At 68.3% G+C, this 19110-nt stretch carries 19 protein-coding genes; 12 read left to right on the top strand and 7 right to left on the bottom strand.

What is annotated here, in order from left to right; all coding sequences use genetic code 11:
* Positions 1 to 210: 210 nt before the first annotated feature.
* Positions 211 to 528, top strand: coding sequence for a hypothetical protein (locus tag AC0Z36_RS17120; RefSeq protein ID WP_485463765.1), 318 nt, complete (start codon positions 211 to 213; stop codon positions 526 to 528).
* 364 nt (positions 529 to 892) lie between these two features.
* Positions 893 to 1501 (top strand): hypothetical protein, encoded by a 609-nt coding sequence (locus tag AC0Z36_RS17115; protein WP_485463764.1) that lies wholly within the window; start codon positions 893 to 895, stop codon positions 1499 to 1501.
* Positions 1502 to 1511: 10 nt separating this feature from the next.
* On the opposite strand, the gene AC0Z36_RS17110 is transcribed toward AC0Z36_RS17115, so the two are convergent.
* Entirely contained in the window at positions 1512 to 3227 is a 1716-nt protein-coding gene (locus tag AC0Z36_RS17110) for an ammonium transporter (RefSeq protein WP_485463763.1), read from the bottom strand.
* A 214-nt stretch (positions 3228 to 3441) separates the two neighbouring features.
* Positions 3442 to 4335 (bottom strand): IclR family transcriptional regulator, encoded by an 894-nt coding sequence (locus AC0Z36_RS17105; protein WP_485463762.1) that lies wholly within the window; start codon positions 4333 to 4335, stop codon positions 3442 to 3444.
* A gap of 229 nt (positions 4336 to 4564) precedes the next feature.
* Between AC0Z36_RS17105 and AC0Z36_RS17100 the strand changes: the two genes are divergently transcribed.
* The 4 genes from AC0Z36_RS17100 (at position 4565) to AC0Z36_RS17085 (ending at position 10867) form a co-directional block, all read left to right on the top strand.
* On the top strand, positions 4565 to 5680 hold the full coding sequence (locus AC0Z36_RS17100; protein ID WP_485463761.1) for an LLM class flavin-dependent oxidoreductase: 1116 nt from the start codon (positions 4565 to 4567) through the stop codon (positions 5678 to 5680).
* 145 nt (positions 5681 to 5825) lie between these two features.
* Positions 5826 to 7436, top strand: a complete 1611-nt coding sequence (locus AC0Z36_RS17095) for an alpha/beta hydrolase (protein ID WP_485463760.1) — start codon at positions 5826 to 5828, stop codon at positions 7434 to 7436.
* A 95-nt stretch (positions 7437 to 7531) separates the two neighbouring features.
* Positions 7532 to 9175 carry an alpha/beta hydrolase gene (locus AC0Z36_RS17090; RefSeq protein WP_485463759.1) on the top strand — a complete coding sequence of 548 codons (1644 nt, stop codon included), beginning with the start codon at positions 7532 to 7534 and terminating at the stop codon, positions 9173 to 9175.
* 96 nt (positions 9176 to 9271) lie between these two features.
* On the top strand, positions 9272 to 10867 hold the full coding sequence (locus AC0Z36_RS17085) for an alpha/beta hydrolase (protein ID WP_485463758.1): 1596 nt from the start codon (positions 9272 to 9274) through the stop codon (positions 10865 to 10867).
* 57 nt (positions 10868 to 10924) lie between these two features.
* Here AC0Z36_RS17085 and AC0Z36_RS17080 read toward each other — a convergent pair whose 3' ends face one another.
* On the bottom strand, positions 10925 to 11068 hold the full coding sequence (locus AC0Z36_RS17080; RefSeq protein WP_485463757.1) for a hypothetical protein: 144 nt from the start codon (positions 11066 to 11068) through the stop codon (positions 10925 to 10927).
* A gap of 146 nt (positions 11069 to 11214) precedes the next feature.
* Between AC0Z36_RS17080 and AC0Z36_RS17075 the strand changes: the two genes are divergently transcribed.
* Positions 11215 to 11868 carry a 3'-5' exonuclease gene (locus AC0Z36_RS17075; RefSeq protein ID WP_485463756.1) on the top strand — a complete coding sequence of 218 codons (654 nt, stop codon included), beginning with the start codon at positions 11215 to 11217 and terminating at the stop codon, positions 11866 to 11868.
* A 79-nt stretch (positions 11869 to 11947) separates the two neighbouring features.
* Here the strand turns inward: AC0Z36_RS17075 and AC0Z36_RS17070 are convergent, their stop codons facing one another.
* Positions 11948 to 12514, bottom strand: coding sequence for a hypothetical protein (locus AC0Z36_RS17070; RefSeq protein WP_485463755.1), 567 nt, complete (start codon positions 12512 to 12514; stop codon positions 11948 to 11950).
* Between the two features lie 300 nt (positions 12515 to 12814).
* On the opposite strand from AC0Z36_RS17070, the gene AC0Z36_RS17065 reads away from it, so the two are divergent.
* Complete coding sequence (locus AC0Z36_RS17065) at positions 12815 to 13240, top strand: SRPBCC family protein (RefSeq protein ID WP_485463754.1); 426 nt, start codon at positions 12815 to 12817, stop codon at positions 13238 to 13240.
* Here AC0Z36_RS17065 and AC0Z36_RS17060 read toward each other — a convergent pair.
* Positions 13213 to 14001: a DUF3322 domain-containing protein gene (locus AC0Z36_RS17060; RefSeq protein WP_485463753.1), complete on the bottom strand. Its 789-nt coding sequence runs from the start codon at positions 13999 to 14001 to the stop codon at positions 13213 to 13215. The two genes, AC0Z36_RS17065 and AC0Z36_RS17060, sit on opposite strands and share 28 nt — an antisense overlap.
* Positions 14002 to 14117: 116 nt before the next feature.
* Complete coding sequence (locus tag AC0Z36_RS17055; RefSeq protein WP_485463752.1) at positions 14118 to 14258, bottom strand: hypothetical protein; 141 nt, start codon at positions 14256 to 14258, stop codon at positions 14118 to 14120.
* A 220-nt stretch (positions 14259 to 14478) separates the two neighbouring features.
* Between AC0Z36_RS17055 and AC0Z36_RS17050 the strand changes: the two genes are divergently transcribed.
* Positions 14479 to 15258, top strand: a complete 780-nt coding sequence (locus AC0Z36_RS17050) for an HAD-IIA family hydrolase (protein WP_485463751.1) — start codon at positions 14479 to 14481, stop codon at positions 15256 to 15258.
* A 118-nt stretch (positions 15259 to 15376) separates the two neighbouring features.
* On the opposite strand, the gene AC0Z36_RS17045 is transcribed toward AC0Z36_RS17050, so the two are convergent.
* Positions 15377 to 16078: a M50 family metallopeptidase gene (locus tag AC0Z36_RS17045; RefSeq protein ID WP_485463785.1), complete on the bottom strand. Its 702-nt coding sequence runs from the start codon at positions 16076 to 16078 to the stop codon at positions 15377 to 15379.
* A 158-nt stretch (positions 16079 to 16236) separates the two neighbouring features.
* Between AC0Z36_RS17045 and AC0Z36_RS17040 the strand changes: the two genes are divergently transcribed.
* The 3 genes from AC0Z36_RS17040 to AC0Z36_RS17030 all read left to right on the top strand — a co-directional run bounded on the left by AC0Z36_RS17040 (position 16237) and on the right by AC0Z36_RS17030 (position 19060).
* Positions 16237 to 16647, top strand: a complete 411-nt coding sequence (locus AC0Z36_RS17040) for a hypothetical protein (RefSeq protein WP_485463750.1) — start codon at positions 16237 to 16239, stop codon at positions 16645 to 16647.
* 131 nt (positions 16648 to 16778) lie between these two features.
* Positions 16779 to 17738: a heme/hemin ABC transporter substrate-binding protein gene (locus AC0Z36_RS17035; protein ID WP_485463749.1), complete on the top strand. Its 960-nt coding sequence runs from the start codon at positions 16779 to 16781 to the stop codon at positions 17736 to 17738.
* A 233-nt stretch (positions 17739 to 17971) separates the two neighbouring features.
* Positions 17972 to 19060 carry a FecCD family ABC transporter permease gene (locus AC0Z36_RS17030; protein ID WP_485463748.1) on the top strand — a complete coding sequence of 363 codons (1089 nt, stop codon included), beginning with the start codon at positions 17972 to 17974 and terminating at the stop codon, positions 19058 to 19060.
* Positions 19061 to 19110: the final 50 nt, after the last annotated feature.

Below are 19110 nucleotides of genomic sequence, written 5' to 3'. Positions count from 1 at the left end.
TGCGATTCGTGCCGAAAGTGACCGATGGGTCAGGTGTGACGCTATCTGTGGCGTTCCGGCCGCTCGCCGCCGGGTGCTGCGAAAACCCCGGCCGACATCTGGGGCCGCACCAGCCACTCCACCCGGATACAGCACGTTCGCCACCCCACGACGCAACGGCTGCCGACCCGTCATCCTCACTCCTCAAAGCCCCTTCTCGAGGAGACAACGATGGATCTGAACGTGACCGGCGCAACGGCCTCCTGGGGTCTGGCGTTGGGTGTGCTGATGCCGCTGCTCACCGCGGTGGTGCAGCAACCGAAGTGGTCGGCGAAGGTGCGCGGCACGGTGGCGGGCGTGGCGTCACTGTCGGCCGGTGTGGCCACGTGTGCGGCGACCGGCAACCTGGGTGACGGCAGTGATGTGCTGGCGACGGTCGCGGCGGTGCTCGCCGCGTCGGAGGCCGCGTACCAGGTGATCTGGCGTCCGGTGGGTGCCGTGCAGGCGGTGGAGAAGGCCACGAGTCCGCGTCCGGTGCCTGCCCAGTAGGCGAACGTGCCTCCTGGCTTGTCCGGTGGCCGTACGATGTAATTCGATATCCCGGTGGCCGCCGTTTGAGGCCGCCGTAAACACCGTCATCAGGTGCTGCTTCGCTCAGGTCTCCTCCGGGAGGCCGCCCGGTCCAGCTGGTCCGGGTCAAGGCGGGGCGGTGCGCGAGGCCACTGCGCATGAAAGAACACCTGGTCTTCATCGGCCCGGCGTGTCATGGGGGCGCAGGACCGGGAAGCCTATTGCTCGCGGCGACGATCCGGTACACGGGGTTTACGGCAGGCTCAGACGGCGGCGGCCGGGATTTTCGTACGCTCACACCCCGCCGCGCACATCGGCGCCGGCGGCCCCTTGGAGGTAGCCGATGCCCACCGAAGACCTTCCCCCCGTGCCGGCCGCGCGGCTGATGGCGGATCCCGCCGACGTCGCCGCAGTGGTCGAGGAACTGGGCCACCTTTCCGATGAGGAGTACGGCCGCCGGCTCGGTGACTGCGTCCTGGACCCCTCCCCGGTGGAACTGGCCGCGTTCCGTTCGGACGCCCTGGTCCAGCGGTCCCTGTTCGCGGCGCGGAACGCCATCAGGCAAGTGAACGTCAATCTCCGCCGCCGGGCCGACGAGGGCAACAAGGCGTGGCAGGCCCGCAATGAGTTCTTCATGCTCCGCATGGGCCGGGAACGCAATGTCCTCCAGGCGGTATTCGACGGGTTGAAAGCCCGCCAGGACGGGGAAATCGCGACGCCCCCGAATCCGCGGGGCCGCGCTTACCGAAGGTTGGCACAGGAGCATCCCGTCGAATACTTGAAACTCGTCCGGGAGGAACAGGAGAAGGACAAGGAGAAAGCCCGCGGACGGAAGAAAATCCGGCAGGAGCAGAAAAAGCTGGCACGGGAAGCCCTCGAAACCGACCCCAGTGTCGAAACGCCCCGCCGCCGCCGTTCGGATTCCGTTCCCAGATCTGCTCCTAAGCGATAGCCTTTGGTGGTCAGACGCCGTAAGCACCAGGCGTCAGGCAGTATCCCGGCAGAGCAACCCGGGACATTCCACGAAAGGCCACCCTATGAACTCTCACGCGCCTGCACCCCCGCATATCCGCCGACCCACCGGTCGCCCGCCGCTGCCGTTCATCCTCGTCGCCGGACCGGACAAGGTCGGCAAGTCCTACATATGGGCGGAGTTCTCCGCCACCGAACTGTTCCGCGAGCGGTTCGGCCGCATGCTGGTGATCGAAATCGGCGAGACATCCGCCGACCAGTACGGGGCGATCGACGGCGCGAACTACGAGATCGTCCAGCACGACGGCACGTACCGCAGCATCCTGGCGGCGGTCGCCCACGCGTGCAGCCTGCCGCCGCACGAGGGTCGGCCGAACGTCATCGTCGTCGACTCCATGACGGACCTGTGGGAACTCCTGAGCCTGGAAATGCACTACGTCGCAATCCACCGGGCCCGCAACAGGGGCCGGGACCTCGCGCTTGACGAAGCGCAGGTCACCAACGACCTGTGGAACGGAGTCGTCGTACCCGAAGCGGTGCTTCCAGCCGACGGCGTACGAGCACAGGACACCCGCGACCAGGCCGATCACCAGCGCCCCCGGCAGGTCGACCACACCGCAGGACGGGGTGATCGCGACCAGCCCCGCGACTCCGCCGGACGCCGCGCCCAGGGTGGTCGCGTGGCCGTCCCGGCGCTTCTCCACAAGCAGCCAGCCCAGCAGCCCCGTGCACGCAGCCGCCTGGGTGTTGACCAGGGCCTGCGCCGCGATGCCGTTGGCGCTGAGCGCGGAGCCCGCGTTGAAGCCGAACCAGCCGAACCAGAGCAGGCCCGCGCCGAGCATCACCAGGGTGAGGTTGTGCGGGCGCATCGGGTCGCGCTTGAAGCCGAGGCGCGGCCCGAGCACGATTGCGACGGCCAGGCCCGCCGCACCGGAGTTGATCTCCACGACCAGCCCGCCGGCGAAGTCCAGCGCGCCCAGCTGCTCCTTGATCCAGCCGCCCGGACCCCACACCCAGTGCGCGATGGGCAGATAGACCAGGCTCACCCACGCCGCGCAGAACACCAGCCAGGCCCGGAACTTCGCCCGGTCGGCGATCGCGCCGGAGATCAGCGCGACCGTGATGATCGCGAAGGTCAGCTGGAAGGCCATGAAGGCGAGGGTGGGCACGGTCCCGGTGACCGAGTCCGGCTTCACGCCGTGCAGGAAGGCCTGCCCGAGGTCGCCGACCATGCCTCCGCCGGCATCGTCACCGAACGCGAGAGTCCAGCCGTACGCGAACCACACGAGCGTCACCACCGCGATCGCGGAGAAGCTCATCATGATCATGTTGAGCACGCTCTTGGCCCGGACCATGCCCCCGTAGAAGAAAGCAAGACCCGGGGTCATCAGCAGCACCATCGCGGTGCAGATGAGGACGAAGGCGGTGTCGGCGCCGTCAGGTGCCGCAGAGAGCACAGTGGCGCCGTCAGGTGCCGCAGAGAGCACAGTGGCGCCGTCAGGTGCCGCAGAGAGCACAGTGGCGGCGTCAGGTGCCGCAGAGAGCACAGTGGCGGCGTCAGGTGCCGCAGACAGCGCGGTAGCGGCGTCAGGTGCCGCAGACAGCGCGGTAGCGGCGTGCTGCACCGCAGACAGCGCCGTAGAGCCGTCGATCGTGCCGGGCACGGCTAGCAGGACGTCGGCCCCGTACGCGGTAGACGCTGTCATGCGCTCCTGCCTCCTCCGGTTTGGTACTCCGTAGGTTCGGCAGGCGGCGTTTCGGCGCGTATACCCGGGTGTTACGCAGAAGTTACGGTGACGGCCGTGAGGTTACTTGTGCGTTGCCCGGGTGTAGCCGGGTGCGCACAACGTGAGGTGCCGGACACCGAGGTGAAACCTGAGCGGGTCACCGACCGGCCGTCGACCGGCACTGCTGGGAAACCTATGTGGGCTGTCGTCCGCCCGTCGCCCGGGTGACCGCGCGGGCCGCCGAACCCAGTCGCTCGCCGCACGCGACGACCTCCCGCCCCGGCGTCGGCCCCGCACCGTTCAAGGTCAGGGCGAGGGCCACCCGCTCGCGTTCGTCGAAGACCGGCGCGACGACGGTGGTGATGTTGTAGACGGCGTCCTCGTCTATCTCAAGCAACTCGTAGTCCTCACCGCCGAGGGCGGACGTGTACTCCATCAGCTGGGCGCGCAGTGCCGCACCGTCCGCAGGCCGGGCGGCGAGCCGCTCCAGGGTGCGGCCGATCCCGAGACGCACCGGGTTCTCCAGGTTGACGGAGTAACCGCGGAGGCGGACTGCCGCCAGTGCGACGGGGAGGTGGATGCCGGCCAGCACCCGCGCCCCCGGTTCGAGACGCGCCAACCATGCCGCCACCTCCGCCTCGCCGGACCACGCGTGGAACACCTGGCCGAGCGGCGGGATGAGCGGGATCCGCTGGCCGACCCGGATGTCCGCGGACTGGAGCTTTGGGCGCCCCTCCGTCGCCAGGATCACGATCTCTCCACCCGCGACCGCGCTGACGATCACCTCGGTGTCGAACTCGGCGGCCAGCCGCCGGATTTCCGTACGGGCGAGGTCGACGGCCGGGTTGTTGTCCAGCGCCGCGGCTCCCAGCGCGACGGGGGAGGGCCCCAGGCCGTACGTCTTGCGGCGCGGATGCCGGACGAGATAGCCGCCGTCCTCAAGGGCCTGGAGTACGGAGAGCAGGGACGCCAGGTTCACACCCAGCCGGCCGGACAGCTCGGACAGCGTGTAGACCGACCCCGGATGCGCGGCGAAGTAGTCGAGCACGACCACGGCGCGGGTGGCGGCGAGGGCGGGACGGACCATGCGGGCACTCCTGGTGACTGGGCCGTGAGGTATTCCCCGGCTGCTTGTCCGGGCGGCTTGTCCGGGTGGCTAGCTCGGGTGGCTAGCTCGGGTGGCTTGACCATGTGGCTTGCCCTTGTGACTTGCCCTTGTGACTTCACGGACAGCGCTGCACAGTACGTCCAGCGCAAGACTTTTGGAATATCTGACTACTTTTCAGAATATCGAAAAACAACGGACAGGGAGTGCCATGAAGCTGGATGTGCTCTACGAGGTGGACGTGCCCCGGCCGTGGGACGGCGACCATCCGTACGGTCAGCGCCGGGGCGAACAGCGGGCCTACCGCGAGGCCGTCGAGCAGATCCGGCTCGCCGACAAGGTCGGCTTCAACACCGTGTGGGCCGTGGAGCACCACTTCCGCGAAGGCCGCTCGCACCTGCCGGCCAGCGAAGTCTTCCTCGGGTACCTCGCGGGGATCACCGAGCGGATCCGGATGGGTTTCGGCGTCACCCTGACGCCCTTCGACTTCACTCCGCCGCAGCGCATCGCGGAGAAGGTCGCCACGGTCGACATCCTGTCCGGCGGACGCGTCGAGTGGGGCACCGGCCGGTCGACACCGATGGAGCAGGCCGCGTTCGGCGTGGACACCGCCAAGTCGCGTGACGACTGGCGGGAGGCGATCGAGATCGTCTGCGGGATGTGGCGCGAGGAGTACTTCGAGTACTCCTCCGACCGCTTCACCTTCCCCCGCCGCATGGTGACCCCCAAGCCGTTCCAGGATCCGCACCCGCCGGTGTGGATGGCAGCCACGTCCAACGGCTCGGCGGAGGTCGCCGGGCACAACGGACTCGGCCTCCTGTCCTTCTCGATCATGCAGCCGCTCGACGTGATGGCGGCGCAGGTCGCCGCCTACCGGGCCGCCGCAGCCACCCCGTCCCCGCTGACGGATGTCACGACGAACAAGGTCGCCGCATACACCCTCGTGCACACGACTCCCACGAAGCAGGTCCCGCAGAAGGTCTGGGACTCGGTGGCCTGGTGGTACAAGAACCTCGCGATGTTCACCCTCGAATGGGAACTGCCGCACCTCAGCAAGGAGGAGCAGGACCGGACCTTCCCGCTGCTCAAGCCACTGTTCGAGGGCGAAATCCCGGTCGGGGCCTTCGACGCCGGGGACATGATCATCATCGGTGACGTCGAGACGTGCGTCGAGAAGATGAAGCGGTACGCGGACCTCGGCGTCGACGAGTTGATCTGTTATGTCCAGTGGGGGCACCTGGACCACCAGGACATCCTGCGGACCATCGAGGTCCTGGGGAAGGAAGTCATCCCCGAGTTGGAGAATTACCAAGCGCAGAAGGCCTGACCATACGGATCCCGGCTATCCCGGCTCTGTCTCTCCGGCCGCCTGTCCGCCTGTCCGCCTGGCTATCCGGTCTATCCGGTCTATCCGGCCGTCCGGCCGCATGGGGACGTACGGGGACGTACTGCCGGATGGTAGGCATGGACCCGTGACCACGCTTCTGAGCAGGACCCGAATACGCCGGGCCGCCCCGTTCCTCATCGTCGCCGCGCTCCTGGCCGCAAGCGGCTGCGACGGTGCCGCCGACGCACCCCGGTCATCGTCGGCGGCCTCCGGGGAGCCTGCGCCCTCCGTACCGGCGGACGTCGCACCGGGCCTCAAGGACTTCTACACCCAGAAGATCGCCTGGAAGCCCTGCAAGGACGACCCGGAGACGAAGAAGAACGAGCGGGAGTTCGACTGCGGGACACTCAAGGTCCCGCTCGACTACGCGGATCCGGGCGCCAAAACCATCGAGCTGTCGGTGCTGCGGCACCCGGTGAAGGACAAGTCCCGGCGGCTCGGTGCCCTGCTCACCAACCCCGGCGGTCCCGGCGGCTCCGGGCTTGAGATGGTCAAGGTCGCGTTCGACGAGTTCGACGGGCCCGTCCACGACCGCTACGACATCATCGGTTTCGACCCGCGCGGCGTCGGTGAGTCCAGCCCGGTGAACTGCCTCGACGCCAGGACCCGCGACGCGCGCGACGCGGAGGACGAGCCCGCCGACCCGGCCGCCGCGCAGGCCCGCGCCAAGGAGCAGGAGAAGGAGTTCGCCGCCGCCTGCCAGGTCAAGTCCGGGCCGCTGCTGCCGTTCATCGGCACCCGCAACGCCGCCCGCGACATGGACGTCCTGCGTGGCTCCCTCGGTGACGCGAAACTCAACTATCTGGGTGTCTCGTACGGGACCTACCTCGGCACGCTGTACGCCGAGGAGTTCCCCACCCGCGTCGGCCGGCTGATCCTCGACGCAGCCGTCGACCCGGCAGCGGACGAACTCCAGTCCACCGTCGACCAGATGGCCGGCTTCGAAGGCTCTTTCGAACGCTTCGCCGCCGACTGTGCGAAGAACCAGCGTGACTGCCCGCTCGGCACCGACCCGGCCAGGGCGGCGAAGACCGGCGCAGACTTCCTCGACGGCCTGCGCGACAAGCCGCTGCCCACACGGGACGGCCGCAGGCTCACCAGCAATCTCGGCTGGACCGGCACGCTCAGCCTCCTGTACGGCGACGAGTCGTCCACCTGGGAACTACTGCGCCAGGCCTTCACATACGCGGTGAAAAAGGGCGACGGCTCGCCCCTGCTCGCGTACGCCGACCAGTACAACGGCCGCGAGGACAACGGCACGTACAGCAACGAAGACGACGCCATGACAGCGATCCACTGTGCCGACGGTGCGGCACCCGCACCGTCGCCGGAGAAAATCCAGGACGTCCTGGGTCAACTGCGGCAGAAGGCCCCGCTGTTCACCAAAGATGTGACCGCCGCCGACCTGACCGGACCCGCCTGCGAGTTCTGGCCGTTCAAGACCCCGGAGAAGCCCCATACCGTACGGGCCGAAGGCAGCGCCCCGATTCTGGTCGTGGGCACGACGGGCGACCCCGCCACGCCGTACGCCTCCGCGGAGAAACTCGCCGCGGGTTTTGCGAACGCCCGGCTGCTGACGCTCGAAGGCGAGGGCCACGGCGCGTTCGGCAGCGGGAGCACGTGCGTCAACGACGCACTGGCGGCATATCTGGTGGACGGAAAACTCCCCGAGGCTGGAATGCGCTGTAAATCCTGATTCGCAGCGCGATGGTGTGACCGGCGTCCATAACGTTGGTCACACTGCCAGCCCTGTCCGGGGAAAACGTCCAAGACCTTGGTATTCATTGGTCGGTGAAAACGCCCCTGATCACCAACGCCTTCCGGCGGGGCATACCCGTCGCCGTCGCCGCAGTCCTCCTCGCGGGCTGCGACCAGGCCGCCGGAGACAAGGCCGCCGACGCCGCCGCCGGGAAACCGGCATCCCCGGCGACCGTTTCCGCGCCTCCGGCACCGCCGCCCCCCAAGCCCAAGGGCGCCGACGACCCGGCCCTCAAGGACTTCTACACGCAGAAGATCGACTGGAAGCCCTGCGAAGACGACGCGAAGACTAAAAAGAAGGACGAGTCTGAATTCCAGTGCGGGACGGCGAACGTTCCCCTGGACTACGCCGCGCCGCAGACGAGGACGATCCAGCTCGCCCTGATCCGGTACCAGGCCGAGAAGCAGGAGCAGCGGATCGGGTCGCTGTTCATGAACCCGGGCGGGCCCGGCCAGTCCGGCGTCGACACGATCAAGTGGGCCTACGACAAGTCGTTCAAGGGCGTCCACGGCCGGTACGACGTCATCGGCTTCGACCCCCGCGGCATCGGCGGGAGCGCACCTGTCACCTGCACGACAGACAAGGAACGTGACGCCAGCCGGGCCGAAGACCTCCCCCACGACCCGGCTGCCCGCAAGGCACGCAGTGAAGAAGCGGGCAAGGAGTACGCCGCCGCCTGCGTGAAGAACTCGGGTGACCTGCTGCCGCACGTCGGCACCCGCAACGCCGCGCGCGACATGGACGTCCTGCGCGGGGTCGTCGGCGACCAGAAGCTGAACTACCTGGGCTACTCGTACGGAACGTACCTCGGTGTGCTGTACGCCGAGGAGTTCCCGGCCAACGTCGGCAAGCTCGTCCTGGACGGGGCAGTCGACCCCAACGCGGACGGACTCGACCAGTCGATCGACCAGTCGATCGGGTTCGAGAAGTCCCTCAACCGGTTCGCGGCCGACTGCGTCGAGCAGAAGGACTGCCCGCGCGGCGCCGGCAAGGACCCGGACAAAGCGGCGAAGAAGATCGCCGACTTCCTGGACGGTCTGCAGGACGAACCGCTCAAGGTCGGCGACCGCAAGGTGACAGCCTCCCTCGGCTGGACCGGCGCCTCGTCGTTCCTGTACGGCTCCGAGTCGGAGTGGAAGTACCTCCGCTGGACCCTCCAGTGGGCGATGGACCACGGTGACGGCAAGTACCTGCTGTCCGCTGCGGACAACTACAGCGGACGGGACGAGAAGACCGGCAAGTACAAAAACTCGGGCCCGGCGGGGTCCGCCGTCCGCTGCGCCGACCGGATCACCCCGGCCCCTTCGCCGGAGAAGGTCCAGGAGGTCATCGCCAAGTTGAAGAAGGAAGCGCCGCTGTCCAGCAAGGACGTTGCGGCTTCCGACTTCGACGGGCCCAGTTGTGAGTTCTGGCCTTACCAGACCAAGGAGAAGCCGCACCAGATCCGCGCCGAAGGGGCCGCCCCGATCCTCGTGGTCGGCACCACCGGTGACCCGGCCACTCCGTACGCGGCTTCCGAGCACCTGGCCGCAGGCTTCGCCGACGCCCGCCTGCTGACCCTGGAAGGCGAAGGGCACCTCGCCTACGGCAGCAAGAGCCAGTGCATCGACGACGCGGTCAACGCCTTCTTCAACGAGGGCAGACTCCCTGACGCCGGAACGCGCTGCAAGCCCTGATCTGCGGTGCAAGCTGATGTGACCGGCGGCTATGACGTCGGTCACATCAGCTGAGTCATCGTCAGCCGCCGTACCGCGCGCTGGTATCCAGGGCTGGTGACCAAGTCCCCGAACCTTGCCCAACTGCGTCTCGTGGTCCCCGTGGTCTTGGCCGCGGTGTTAATCACCGGCTGCGACAGTGATCGTGACAAGGTCGCCGCGCCGCCCCCGGTCGCTGCGACAGCGCCCACTCAGCCCGCTCAGTCCGGCGCCGCGAAGCCGACCGGTGCGGACGATCCCGCCCTCAAGGACTTCTACGCCCAGAAGCCCGACTGGAAGCCCTGCGCGGACGACAAGGGAACGCAGACCAACGAGGGCCTGCTCGACTGCGCACTGTTGAAGGTCCCCCTCGACTACAGCAGCCCGGCCGCCAAGAGCATCGACGTGGCGGCCTACCGCTACAAGGCGACCGGGAACCGGCTCGGCGCGATGGCTGTGGACCCCGGTGGTCCCGGTTCCGGTGTGCGCGGCATGGTCCTGGGGACGGGCACTTCCAACGCGGCGATCTCCTCCCGCTACGACATCGTCGGCATCGACCCGCGCGGCACCGGGAAGAGCGCGGGCCTGGACTGCGTCGACGACAAGGGCCTGGACACCCTGCACGAACTCGGCCCGGAGCCGGGCGACGCCGCCGGGCTCCAGCGGGCCGCCGACTTCATGAAGGAGTTCGGCGACGGCTGCGCCCGGCGCACCGGCGACCTCCTGGCGCACCTGGGCACCGTGGACGTAGCCGCGGACCTGGACGTGTTCCGCGCGGCGCTCGGTCAGGAGAAGCTGAACTACCTCGGCAAGTCGTACGGCACGTACATCGGCGCGGTTTACATCGAGAAGTTCCCGGCCAGGACCGGGCGCATCGTCCTGGACGGCGCACTCGACCCGGCCCAGAGCCGCTTCGAGAATGCGAAGAGCCAGGCGCAGGGCTTCGAGACCGCGTTCCGGAACTTCCTCAAGGACTGCCTGACCCGCGGTTCGGAATGCCCGTACACCGGCAGCACCGACGAGGCGGGCGCGGGCGTGCGCGCCAGACTCGACGCCCTCGACAAGAAGCCGGCGACCGGGCGTGACGGGCGCACGGTCACGTCGAACATGGTCGCCTATGCGATCTCGTACAACTTGTACAGCGACAAGAACTGGAAGGGCCTGCGCACTTTCCTGACCGACTGGGACACCCGGGGCGACGCCGACATGCTGCTGTCCTACTACGACTCCTGGTCGGGCCGGCAGAAGGACGGGACCTTCCCGGACAGTACCGACGAGGCGTACACCGCGATCAACTGCGCCGACGGCCGGATGCTCAACGCGCAGGAGGCCGACAAGCTCACCGGTGAGGTCAGCGGGACCATGCCGATCCTGGGCAGGTCGGTGGTGTGGAGCTGGGCCGCGGACTGCCGTCCGCCGGTGGCTGACCGGGCCCGGCCGGTCAGCGCGCCGGGGGCCGCGCCCGTCGTAGTCGTCGGCACGACCGGCGACCCGGCCACGCCGTACGCCAACGCCGTGGCGCTGGCGAAGCAACTGCCCGGCGCGGTGCTCCTGACATTCGAAGGCGAAGGACACACCGCCTACGGCAAGCGGAACAGCTGCGTCGACAACCGGGTCAACAGCTACCTGATCGACGGGAAGCTCCCCGAGGCCGGAACGCGCTGCAAGCCCTGAGTCCGCTCTGGTGACCGCGCGGCGGCAGCCCCGCCGCGCGGTCACCGGCGGAGCCGGTCAGTGCGGGCGCGACCCGCCGCCGCCCTTGCCGGTGCGCTTCGCGACCTGCTCCTGAACCTTCTTGATCGCCATCTGAACCTTGTCGGGGTTCTTCTTGGCGTAGTCCGTTGCCTTTTTTATGAGACTGCCGAAACCGGCCATCGTGTGCCCTCCCTCTCGACGCTCTGCGGAACCGTCTCCGCAGAATCGTCCCTGCCTGTCGACCCGACGCTACCGGGCGGGCTCCGCCGGGACAAAGAGTCATGATCCGGTCACATGTAGCCGCGCCGACCGGATACCGTCGTCTGGTGCGTTCTACAAACACTCCCCTCCTGTCCGGGTACGCCGTCGTCGACGTCGAGACCACCGGTTTCAGCCCCGCCACCGAGCGGGTCCTCGAAGTCGCGGTGGTCCACGTGTCACCCGGCGGCGAGATCACCGGGAGCTGGGACACCCTCGTCCACCCGCAGGGCCCCGTCCGCGGCACCCATGTGCACGGGATCACCGCGGCGATGCTGGACAGCGCGCCGCCCTTCGCGGACGTCGCCGAAAGCCTCCACGGACTCCTCGCCGGACGTGTGGTCGCCGCCCACAACCTGTCCTTCGACGCGCGGTTCCTGACCGCCGAGTTCGGCCGTACGGGAATTGAACTCCCGCAACTCGGCCTCGGCGTCTGCACGATGAAACTCGCCAAGGTGCACCTGCCGGGGCCCTCCGCGAAACTCGCCGACTGCTGCGCCCGAGCGGGCATCGAACTCGTCAACGCCCACGCCGCGCGCTTCGACACGGAGGCGACGGCGGCGCTGCTCGCCCGGTTCCTGCGCCAGGGCGTCGTCGGCCCGGCCGCGTGCATCCCCGTACAACGGGGTCCGCTGCCGGACCTGAGCCGGTTCGTCTCGCGCGCCGGGACCGTGCCGGCCCCGAGGTCGTTCCTGCCCCCGGCCGCCGACACGCTGTTCTAGAGGTCGCGGATGCGACTCCGGTGCTGTGGAACTCCCGGTCCTGGCTGTATCCACCCGAGAGGTCCCGGACGCGACTCCACTACCCCGACACCGGCAGGTAGCCCAGCCACGCGTTGACCGCGCGCATAGCCGCGTTCTCACCGTCGTTCTGGGTGAAAGCAGTCCGGTAGCCGGCCCCGTACGCCATGTGCGGGGAGTGCGTCTTGGCGGTCTTCGACAGGCCGCGTCCGCGGAACTCGCGGCGCGTGCCGGTGAAGCCCGACCAGTAGCGGTCCGCCCCGTCGACGGCGGCGACGGTGAAGGCCGCGACCGTGCCGTCGACCGTGACGACCGACGACAGGTCCATGCTGTTCCCGGTCCGCGACCACACGGCCGACAGCCACTTCGCGTAAGGGAAATCCTCCGTCACCACGTCCACCGGTTCGTCCAGCAGCGCCTCGGCGTACGCCGTGTGGAACCCGTGAAGGTCAAGGGCGAACGACGAAGCCGCGCGTACGGCGACACCCGCGGCCAGGTCCGGCACGGCGGGCAGCGCGCCGCTCAGCTCAAGGCGCTGGAAGTCGGAGCGCCGGCTGCGCCGGTAGCCGTGCTGTTCGGCGAAGCGGATCGACGCCCGCCCGGACCACACCGACGATCCGGCCGTCACCCTCGGTCAACCACACCCGGAACCGCTCCGTGGCCGGCAGATTGTGCACCCGCCAGTCGAACAATCCCGGCGGTCTCCACCAGGTGCGGATGGGCGGCACGCTGCACCCCGATCGCGGCCTCGGCGTCGGTGGAGCGGTACGGGCGGATCTCGTAAGCAGTCATAGGAGCGCGACTTTACGGATGGTCAGCTGCTCCGGCCAGTGATTTCCCCACCGATTGGGGTCCCGTACGGCCTTGGTGGTTTCCTTGGGACGCACCTCGGGACACCGCTCCCGACCGACAACGTACGGAGACACTCATGGCCGAAGTCAGGGCCACCACGTCCAGGACCGTCGACGGGGAACCGGGGGAGGTGTTCGCCAAGCTCGCCGACTATGTGCAGCACCGGCCGACCATCCTGCCGGAGAACTACACCGGGTACGAGGTCCGCGAAGGCGGCAAGGGCGCGGGCACCGTCGTGCACTGGGTGCTGCGGGTCACCAGCAAGCGCAGCCGCGACGTGCTGGCCACGGTCACCGAACCCGCCGAGCACACGCTCGTCGAGACGGACGCCAACTCCTCGATGGTCACCACCTGGAAGGCCGGGCCGGCCGGTGCGGGCCAGACCACCGTGTCGATCACCACCGTCTGGAACGGGGCCGGCGGCATCGGCGGCTTCTTCGAGAAGACCTTCGCCCCCGGCGGTCTGAAGAAGATCTACGACGCGAGCCTCGCGAAGCTGTAGGCCGTGCGTGCGTGGGATCTTCCCGGACTGAAGGTCCCACCCACGGGCACGGGCGGTAGCGTTTCCGTCCATGCCCCCGATTTCCCCCGGCACCTGGCCGCGGCACTTTCCGGCCGGGCGGGTGCTGGTCGCGCACAACGCGCCCTTCGACTGGGGAATGCCGACGGGGATTCGCTCCTGCGCCAGGCGCAGGCGTGGACGGTAGACGCCCGAACGCAGGTTTCGAGGACGAACACGGTGCGAATGCCCGCGGGCCGGTCGGTGAATTCGTCCGCGCGGACGATGAGTTCGTTGAACGGCCCGGGCTGGTCGCTCAGGTAGCGCAGTCGTATGTACGCGGGTTTGCTGAGGAATCCGTAGCGGGTGGCGAAATCCCCTTTGGGGGCGTCAGCGTGAACGCGGTCTTCGGGGAGGCAGTGGTCGAGGAGTTCTCCGAGGCGGCCCTTGTGTGTCTTGATGAACTTGGTGTCGACGCCGGGTACATCGACCTGTCGGAGGTAGACCGGAGTTTCGGCGCGGTCGCGGATCCACCCGACGGCGCAGGTCGGCGATGTCGGTGCCGAAGCCGGCGAAGTCGGCTCCGATGGACATCGGGGTGTCGGCGGTGAGAAAAAATCGGTCCGGCTGCCCGGTGTTGGCGTCGGGCACCCAGAACACCTGGGCGAGTGTGACCTGGGCGTCGACGAAGGCCTTGATGTGGCGTCGTACCTCGTACGAGTCCGGAAATTCTGTGAGCCCCAGCGCCAGAGGGCGCAGCTCAACGACTTCGGCCAGGTTCACGTGACCGCCCGGGCTCGCGCGGATCATCGCCCGCGCCTGTACGGCCAAGGCCCCGAGGTCCACGTGTACGCCCGCGAACATTTCCGAGACATCCACCTCAGTGTCGTCGAACGACCCGACAGCGCTGTGCGACCGCCTTCTCCGGAGCGCTGGTCGCATCGAAGTGCGCCTCGTCGTCCGCACGCAGCAACCTCCACGCCGGGTGGTCGAACAGGCCTGTGACATCGTCGAATTCCACGCGTCCCGCCCTGGATCGCACGTGTTCAACACCGTACCCACCAGTCAGGAGGGGTGGGCGGATTTCAGCCTGGAAGCTGGCACCGACAAACCCATTGATCGAATATATTCTCGAGTTCCACCCGTCGGATGTCCTGTGGGACCCGCGCCCGGATCGAAACTATGTCCAACAGGCCGGTAACCTGAGGACCGGCTGTTCGATGGGTTGCGAGAGGAACACGATGGCAGAGCGCAGGCCCATTGAGGCATGGCTGACCGACATGGACGGCGTGTTGATCCACGAGGGTGTGCCGATCCCTGGTGCGGCGGAGTTCATCGGAGCGCTGAGGGCGTCCGGGAAGCCGTTCCTCGTGCTGACGAACAATTCGATCTACACCCCCCGTGACCTGCACGCGCGCCTGGCCGGCATGGGGCTGCACGTGCCGGAGGCGAACATCTGGACGTCGGCGCTGGCCACGGCGAAGTACGTGGACGACCAGCGGCCGGGCGGCTCGGCGTTCGTGATCGGTGAGGCGGGGCTGACGACCGCGCTCCACCAGGTCGGGTATGTGCTGACGGACTCCAACCCTGATTTTGTGATTCTCGGCGAGACCCGGCAGTACTCCTTCGAGGCGTTGACCAAGGCGATCCGGCTGATCGTCGCCGGTGCCCGTTTCATCTGCACCAACCCCGATGAGACCGGGCCGTCTCCCGAGGGGCCGCTGCCGGCTGCGGGCTCCGTCGCCGCGCTGATCACGAAGGCCACGGGCAGGAGCCCGTACTTCATCGGCAAGCCCAATCCGCTGATGATGCGGCACGGCTTGAACGCCATCGGGGCGCACTCCGAGACCGCTGCCATGATCGGCGACCGGATGGACACCGACGTACGCGCCGGTCTGGAAGCGGGTATGGAGACCTTCCTCGTGTTGTCCGGGCTCACCGCGAAGGATGAGGTCGACGACTTCCCGTACGTGCCGACGCATGTGATGGGGTCGATCGCGGACATCGTCGAGCTCGTCTGAGCCGCGGGTGGTAGAGGCGACGAAGGCCCTCCCGGAATTCAGGGAGGGCCTTCGCCTGTCCGACTGTGGGGTATCGCAGAGCTCTGGAGAGTAAGAACCCGCAGGTCAAGCGGATACGTCAGAGGTCTGCGGCCAGCCAGCCCGCGCCGATCCCGAGCGCCGCCGCGTTGGCCAGCGCGAAGAAGCCCACCCAGAACGCGGCCGGGATACGGGTCAGGTCGGCCAACTGGTCGGCGTCCGACCACTGGGCGCGGGCCTTGCGGCGCATCTGCTGGAGCTCGACCACCGGACGCAGCCCGGCCGCGAGCAGGAACCACACCAGCAGGTAGGCGAAGCCGGCCTGCACCTTCTCGCTGGTCAGCCAGGACACGGCGAACACGACGCCGCCGCTGACGATCAGCGAGAACGCTCCGTACAGGTTACGTATGACGATCAGCATCAGCAGCAGGAACGCCATGGTGAGCCACAGCACCAGGGTGATGTGGTCACCGGCGAGCAGCGCCGCCGCGCCCAGGCCGAGCAGGGCCGGGGCCGGGTAGCCGGCGGCGGCGGTCAGGATCATCCCCAGACCGGTGGGCTTGCCCGACGACACGGTGACCCCGGAGGTGTCCGAGTGCAGCCGGATGCCCTGCAGTTTGCGCCCGCACAGCAGGGCGACCAGGGCGTGCCCGCCCTCGTGGGCGATGGTGACGAGGTTGCGCAGCACCCGCCAGACGGGCTGGTGGAGGACGAGGGCCAGCGCGACGGCTCCGGCTGCGGCGACCAGCCAGCCCGGCGGGGCGGTCTGGGTTCCGGTGACCCGGTCCCACAGCTCCTGCATGCTTACTGATGTCACGTACGCCGTCCTGTCTGTGCTGCGGTCGCCGGCCGGCTGCCGCCGGTTGCCAGTCCCGCACGTTATCGGCCCGGGAGTAAAGCCAGAAGTAAAGGCAGCGGTAATGGCTGCGTCGAATCGCTTGATTGTGCCAAGTAGGTGTAGTGATCCCGTGGTCCAAGACGACGCATCCGGACGATGAGTGCCACCCGCCGACCACCGACGATCCGGACTGGACCGAAACCTACTGGTTCACCTTCACCGTGCCCGAACGCACGCTGTCAGGTCAGCTGTATACGTTCTTCCGCCCGAACGAGAAGGTCGCCGCCGGCGGTGAACTCACGGTCGATCTGACCTTCACCGGCCTGTTCCCGCCGCACTGTCTGGGCGGGAAGCACCTCGACCCGTCGGGCCGCTATGCCGGTTCGATCACTCTCCAGGGTGAGACGTTCGACGTCGACGTCGACGCGTACGGCTGTCGGCGACGGCCCGGGATTCACTCCCGGGCCGTTTTTGTGTCCGATTTGTCCTTCAGTGTGAGGTGTTCGAGCCGGCCTCTACTTGAAGTTAGGTAAGCCTTGCCTCTAGTGTTCGAATCTGGGAGAGGCAAGGCTTGCCTAACTAGTCGCCTGGCCTTCTTCCGTTCCGAGCACGCTCCACCTGTGGGACCACCCCACGCACGATCCCTGGAAAGGGCCGATCACCGATGCGTCTGCGCACGCCTCTGCGGATAGCCGCGGCCGTACTGTCCGTCACCGCCTTCGCCACCGCATGCGGCAGCGACGGCGACAAGAAGTCGGACAAGGCGGCCCCTGCCGCGAGCGCCAAGACCGGACTGCCGGTGACCGTCGAGTCCGTCGGCCGCGGCAAGGTCGAGGTCAAGGACGTCAGCCGCATCGTGCCGCTGAGCGGCAACGAGGCACAGATCGTGTACGCCCTCGGTTTCGCCGACAAGGTCGTCGCCACGGACACCTCCGGCGCGATCCTGCCCGAGTCCAAGGGCAAGAAGGTCTTCGGCTCCTCCCGCCAGATCAACTCCGAGGGCCTGCTCGCCGAGCGCCCCACCGTCGTGATCGGCAGCTCGGACGCGAACCCCGCCGCCGCCCTCGACCAGCTCAAGGCCGCCGGCGTACCGATCGTCCTGGTGCCCAAGGGTGCGAAGGTCGAGGACGCCGCGACCCGCATCCAGGCCATCGCCACCGCACTCGGCGTGCCGGAGAAGGGCAAGGCGCTCGCCGCCAAGACCCAGGGTGAGATCGACGCCGCCAAGGCCAAGGCCGCCGCGTCCGGCAAGAAGCCCCGGGTGGCCTTCCTCTACATGCGCGGTACGCAGATGCCCCCACAGATCGGCGGCAAGGGCTCCGGCCTGGACAACCTGATCACTTCCGCCGGCGGCGTCGACACCGGCACCGAGATCGGCGTCGACGACTTCAAGCCGCTCACCCCCGAGGCGCTGGCCACCGCCAAGCCCGACGTGATCCTCACCTTCACCAAGGCGCTTGAGTCCGTCGGCGGCATCGAGGGCGTCGTCAAGATGCCGGGCGTCGCCCAGACTCCGGCCGGCCAGAACAAGAAGGTCGTCGTCATCGACGACCTGGAGGCCGGCGCCTTCGGCGCCGAGACCGGCAAGGCCCTGGACAAGCTGACCGGTCTGCTGAACAGCTGACCGGACCTCTGCGGCCGGCGGCCCCGGGACACTCTCCCCGGGGCCGCCGGTCACACCACGTTCCAGGCGCACAGCTTCACTTCGCGGCTCAGTCGCACTGTGATTTTCAGCTCCGCTGTGACACTCAGTTTCACCGTGACTTTCAGCTCCGCTGTGACAGTCAGCCGCACCGTGCCACTCAGCTCCACACAGAAAGGGGGGACCCGCCCGTGACCACGGCGACAGTCGGCACCGTGTCTGAAGGCTCCGTGCCCGACGGCTCCGCGACCGGGACCGGACCGGCCGCCCCCTCCCGCGTCCACCGGGGACGCTGGCTGCTGCCCGTCCTCGTGGCCGCGCTCCTGATCGTGTGTGTCGCCGCCGCGGGCATCGGCGCGATGAAGATCCCCGCCGGTGAGGTCATCGCCTCGCTGTTCCACAAAGCCGGGCTGAACGTCGGACACGTGTCCGAGTCACACGACTCGGTGCTGTGGGCCATCCGCTTCCCCCGGGTGGTCCTGGGCATTCTCGTCGGCGCGTGCCTCGGCTGTGCCGGCGCCGCCATGCAGGGTGTGTTCGGCAACCCCCTCGCCGAACCCGGCATCATCGGCGTCTCCTCCGGCGCGGCACTCGGCGCGGTCTCCGCGATCGTCCTGGGCTTCTCCACGTTCGGTTCCTGGACCGTCACGGCCTTCGCCTTCATCGGCGGCCTGGTGACCACGATGGCCGTCTACCTGATGGCCCGGTCCAACGGGCGCACCGAAGTCGTCACCCTGATCCTCACCGGCGTAGCCGTCAACGCGCTGGCCGGCGCGGTCATCGGACTGTTCACCTTCGTCGCCGACGACGCCGAGCTGCGCAACATCACCTTCTGGAACCTGGGCAGCCTCGGCGGGGCCAACTGGAAGATCATCGGCGCGCTCGCCCCGTTCGCGCTGGTCGGCCTGCTGATCCTGCCGCGCTTCGCCCGGACCCTGGACCTCCTGGCCCTCGGCGACAAGGGCGCCCGCCATCTCGGCGTCGACACCGAGCGCATCCGCCTCGTGGTGATCACCCTGACCGCCGTCCTGGTCGGCGCGGCCGTCGCCGCCGCCGGTGTCGTCGGCTTCATCGGCCTGGTCGTCCCGCACCTGATCCGGCTGATCGCCGGGCCGCGGCACGCTCTGCTGCTTCCGGCATCCGCGCTGCTCGGCGCCGTCGTCACCGTCACCGCCGACCTGGCCGCGCGCACTGCGGCCTCGCCGACGGAGGTTCCGCTGGGCGTGCTGACGGCGCTGCTCGGGACACCGTTCTTCCTGTGGTTGCTGCGTCGTACACGCTCCCGGCAAGGCGGTTGGTCGTGACTGCCCAGTCCCGTCGTCGTACCCGTACCCGTACTTGTGTTCGTTTTCGT

It is taken from the genome of Kitasatospora sp. UYEF31, from assembly GCF_057291755.1.
The sequence above is the reverse complement of the archived record's forward strand: the minus strand, read 5'-3'. Positions and strand labels throughout refer to the sequence as shown.

What these genes read in the sequence shown, in the direction of transcription:
- AC0Z36_RS17120 (WP_485463765.1), top strand. Translation starts at nt 211, where the DNA reads ATGGATCTGAACGTGACCGGCGCAACGGCCTCCTGGGGTCTGGCGTTG.
- AC0Z36_RS17115 (WP_485463764.1), top strand. Translation starts at nt 893, where the DNA reads ATGCCCACCGAAGACCTTCCCCCCGTGCCGGCCGCGCGGCTGATGGCG.
- AC0Z36_RS17110 (WP_485463763.1), bottom strand. Translation starts at nt 3,227, where the DNA reads ATGACAGCGTCTACCGCGTACGGGGCCGACGTCCTGCTAGCCGTGCCC.
- AC0Z36_RS17105 (WP_485463762.1), bottom strand. Translation starts at nt 4,335, where the DNA reads ATGGTCCGTCCCGCCCTCGCCGCCACCCGCGCCGTGGTCGTGCTCGAC.
- AC0Z36_RS17100 (WP_485463761.1), top strand. Translation starts at nt 4,565, where the DNA reads ATGAAGCTGGATGTGCTCTACGAGGTGGACGTGCCCCGGCCGTGGGAC.
- AC0Z36_RS17080 (WP_485463757.1), bottom strand. Translation starts at nt 11,068, where the DNA reads ATGGCCGGTTTCGGCAGTCTCATAAAAAAGGCAACGGACTACGCCAAG.
- AC0Z36_RS17065 (WP_485463754.1), top strand. Translation starts at nt 12,815, where the DNA reads ATGGCCGAAGTCAGGGCCACCACGTCCAGGACCGTCGACGGGGAACCG.
- AC0Z36_RS17050 (WP_485463751.1), top strand. Translation starts at nt 14,479, where the DNA reads ATGGCAGAGCGCAGGCCCATTGAGGCATGGCTGACCGACATGGACGGC.
- AC0Z36_RS17045 (WP_485463785.1), bottom strand. Translation starts at nt 16,078, where the DNA reads ATGCAGGAGCTGTGGGACCGGGTCACCGGAACCCAGACCGCCCCGCCG.
- AC0Z36_RS17035 (WP_485463749.1), top strand. Translation starts at nt 16,779, where the DNA reads ATGCGTCTGCGCACGCCTCTGCGGATAGCCGCGGCCGTACTGTCCGTC.